We start from the raw sequence: 3,742 nt of genomic DNA, 5'->3' as shown, positions 1-3,742 counted from the left end.
AAGGCCACACGGCCCAGCGCACCAACCTCGCCATGGTCGCCCAGGGATCGGGCATTCCCAGCGTCAAGGAAATCACCTCGGCCGATCAGATCGCGGATGCTCATGACTTCATCCGCAACCAGCCCGGCCCGCGCTTCCTGTGGTGCCGCGTGCTGCCCGGCGACCCCACGGCCTTCAAACGCAACTTCAACCCGGCGGAATGCCGGATCGCGTTTCGGAACGCCTATCTGGGGGCCTGACGTCGACGCGTGACAGACAACAGTGCCCGGCCTTTTTTATGCTCGACGCTTGGGAACTATACGGCCGTCAGGCGTTCAGTGATTCGGTGTAATCGAATGCTCCCAGGCGCGTGATGGGATAGTGCCTAGAGAGGCTCACAGGAGTAAGAAAAAATTCCAGGGAACTCGGTCCCCTGAACTACAATCATAAAGTATACTCTATTGAGAATCGGTGTCCGAGACTGGCGCGCTCTCAAAAGTGTCAGATTCAGGTTTGATTCGACTATCCGGAGAATTATGAACTTGCTGGTTCAGAATTGGGTGGTCTTAATTTGATGAAGGGAGGAATAGAAAGAAGCCATGGCGAGCCGTAAGAGAAATAAGCAATCGGTCGCTTGTGAGAGTAAAATTATTCACGGTGATTCGCTCAAGAAATTGGATCAGCTTGATAGCGAATCTGTGGACCTGATAGTTACATCTCCTCCATACAATATTGGAAAAGAATACGAAAAAGATAATAAATTAAGCCTTGATGAATACATTTCATGGCTCAAACCAATAATTGAAAAATTATGTAATGTGTTAAAGCCAAATGGTAGCATTTGTTGGCAAGTCGGAAATTATGTTAAAGATGGTGAGGTTTTTCCTTTAGATTATTATTTTTATAAAATTTTTATCGACCAAGGTTTCCAGTTGCGAAACCGTATCATATGGCATTTCAATTTCGGACTACACGCTGATAAGCGTTTCTCAGGCCGATATGAGACACTTTTATGGTTCTCAAAGACCTGCGAGTACAAATTCAACTTAGACCCTGTAAGGGTGCCGCAACTCTATCCAGGGAAACGGCACTCTAGTAACAAAGGGGATAAGGCTGGGAAGCCAAGCGGCAACCCGTTGGGGAAAAACCCTTCCGATTTTTGGGTCTTTTCTTCAGAGGTTGCATTTCGAGAAGATATTCTTTGGTCACTGCCTAATGTTAAATCAAACCATCCCGAAAAAACCCCTCACCCATGCCAATTCCCAAGTGAATTGGCTGAGCGATGTGTGTTGGCTTTCACGGACAAAGGAGACACCGTCCTAGACCCATTTGTTGGTGCAGGAACTTCTGTAATTGCGGCAATGAGGCACGGGCGAATTGGCGTAGGTATTGAAAAAGACAAGTCATATGTCGGTCTTGCAAGAGAGAGAATAAAAGCATTTGAAAACGGCACTCTGAAATTTAGGCCTGGAGGGAAAAGCGTTCGGACGCCCAAAAAAGGGGAAAAGGTATCCGAAATTCCCCAGGAGTGGCGAGATAACAGTGTTGCTGCGGAGTAGCGAAGGGGGGCTGAGTTGGCTATAGCTGCTAAGAAAAAAAAGAAAAGGAAGCCGAAACTTACGGCTGAAGAGAAAAAACAAAAGAATATCCAGTCGAGCCATAAAAAAATGGTTCGAGGTGTGTTTCGCTTGACGGGATTCAAGCGAATACCTGGACTAGCCGATAAAGAATTTTCGTTTAAAGGACAGGCGACAGATTTCGATGATGTCTTCGTCAACGAGAACATCCTTGTCTGCCTTGAATACACTACTACAACCAACGTAGGTGCTCACTTAAAGCCAAAGAATATTATTTACGAAAAGATCCATACGGATCCCGCAGGTTTTTGCCAATTTTTATGTGACCTGAACGAAGACCTGAAATTTGAACTTCTAAGCAAGTACAATTCCGCCGAAGTAATAGTGAAAATTGTATATTGTAGCCTCAATGCAGTAGATGCTTCGTTAAAAGAAAACGTACCCAACCCGAAGTACCTTGATTATGCAGAATTGAGATATTTTGCAAATCTAACAGATTGCACGAAGAAAACCGCTCAATACGAATTGTTTGATTTTCTTGAAATCTCTCCCACCTTGATTGGTGCTGGAGGGAAAATTGGTGTGGCTAGCGAATTGGAGAATTACAACGGGTTCTTGCTCCCTGAGAGCAATTCAAACTTCAATAAAGGGTTTAACGTCGTCTCCTTTTACGTAGATCCTGATGCATTGTTGAAACGTTCTTACGTCCTAAGAAAAGATGGTTGGAAGGACTCCCATAATCTCTATCAACGGATGATTTCGAAACCGAAAATTGAGGCAATTCGAAAACATTTGAGAGTGAATAAGCGGGTGTTTGTGAATAACATTATTGCAACGCTTCCATATGATACCAAAATTGTTAACGAAAAACAGGAGACGGTGGATCCAGCGACGATCACTAAAACCCAACCAGTGACGATCCAACTACCAAGACGAAGTAATTCAGTAGGGTTGATAGATGGACAACACCGAACGTACTCCTATTATGAGGCTGTCAACGACGATGCCGAAATTGCTAAGCTCCGCGTGAAGCAGAACCTTTTGGTCACGGGTATTATTTATCCGAAAGGCATTAGCGATGCTGAAAAAGAGAAGTTCGAGGCACGCCTGTTCCTTGAAATAAATTCAACCCAAACGAATGCAAAATCGAACCTGAAGCAAGCCATCGGTCTAGTCTTGGAGCCGTTTTCAGCCGAGTCGATTGCCACGCGTGTTATCGGTGAACTTGATCGGGGTTCCGGCCCTCTTAATGGGCGGGTCGAACGGTATTGGTTTGATAAAAATAAGCTAAAAACGACCTCTATAGTTAGTTACGGTCTCAAGCCATTAGTAAAAACAAGCGGAGATGACTCTCTGTTCCATCTGTGGGATGACGCTCAAAAAGAAAAAATGGTTGAAACCGAAGATAGCACAGCCCTTACAAAATACGTTGAGTTCTGTGTTCAGGAGATCAACAAATTATTGATTGCAGTGAAAATGACATCAAAACCTGGTTCATGGACGACGGATAAGAATGTTGAAGGTCGAATGCTCACGACGACGAATATCAACGCGATTTTGATATGCTTGCGGCTATTGATTGAAAACGGGAAGACAGCCGAAGTTGATGACTACAAGGCTAGTCTTTCCGACCTTAAATTTTTCAAATTTAAAGATTATCATTCCAGTCAGTACAATCGTATGGCTGAGGCGATCTACCAGAAATACTTCAATTAATTTAAAGTGTCATTTTCCTTTATTGCTGAGATAAACCTGAATTCGGGGATTGTTTCAGAAAACGCAGGGGTGAGGGCGTATTTGCCGAGGCTATGAGAAGAAAAAGGCCGGGCAATGCCCGGCCTTTGCGTATTCGGTGAAGGAGTAGGGAGACTTAGTCGTCGTCGCCGCTCGCCGCCTTCTTGTCGAGGTAGTCTTCCTTGTAGAGCTCCGCACCCTCTTCCTTGAACTTCTCGCTCATCTCGTCCATGCCGTCCTTGGCGTAGTCGCGGACGAGGTTGGTGATCTCCATGGCGCAGAACTTGGGGCCGCACATGGAGCAGAAGTGGGCGGTCTTGTGGGCGTCCTTGGGCAGCGTCTGGTCGTGGAAGTCACGCGCCCGGTCCGGGTCGAGGCCGAGGTTGAACTGGTCTTCCCAGCGGAATTCGAAGCGGGCGCGGGACAGTGCGTCGTCGCGGGCGGCCGCCCCC

General features: G+C 46.3%; 4 protein-coding genes. 3 read left to right on the top strand and 1 reads right to left on the bottom strand.

Annotated elements, in window-relative coordinates:
* The 3 genes from ABJF11_RS11870 to ABJF11_RS11860 form a co-directional block, all read left to right on the top strand.
* On the top strand, nt 1–239 hold a 239-nt coding region (locus ABJF11_RS11870; protein ID WP_348120073.1), incomplete at its 5' end, for a hypothetical protein.
* Between the two features lie 339 nt (nt 240–578).
* Nucleotides 579–1,538 (top strand): site-specific DNA-methyltransferase, encoded by a 960-nt coding sequence (locus tag ABJF11_RS11865; RefSeq protein ID WP_348120072.1) that lies wholly within the window; start codon nt 579–581, stop codon nt 1,536–1,538.
* A 15-nt stretch (nt 1,539–1,553) separates the two neighbouring features.
* Nucleotides 1,554–3,272, top strand: coding sequence for a DGQHR domain-containing protein (locus ABJF11_RS11860; RefSeq protein WP_348120071.1), 1,719 nt, complete (start codon nt 1,554–1,556; stop codon nt 3,270–3,272).
* Nucleotides 3,273–3,426: 154 nt separating this feature from the next.
* Here ABJF11_RS11860 and ABJF11_RS11855 read toward each other — a convergent pair.
* Nucleotides 3,427–3,742 (bottom strand): phosphomethylpyrimidine synthase ThiC (locus ABJF11_RS11855; RefSeq protein ID WP_348120070.1); only part of this gene is annotated, 316 nt, incomplete at its 5' end.

Origin of the sequence: Reichenbachiella sp. (assembly GCF_039941815.1) — a bacterium.
Lineage (GTDB): Bacteria > Bacteroidota > Bacteroidia > Cytophagales > Cyclobacteriaceae > Reichenbachiella.
Note: the sequence above shows the minus strand (reverse complement) of the source record. Positions and strands in the feature narration are given on the sequence as shown.

Bases quoted from the DNA above. Each gene is read 5' to 3' on its own strand.
- ABJF11_RS11865 (WP_348120072.1), top strand. From the start codon at position 579: ATGGCGAGCCGTAAGAGAAATAAGCAATCGGTCGCTTGTGAGAGTAAA.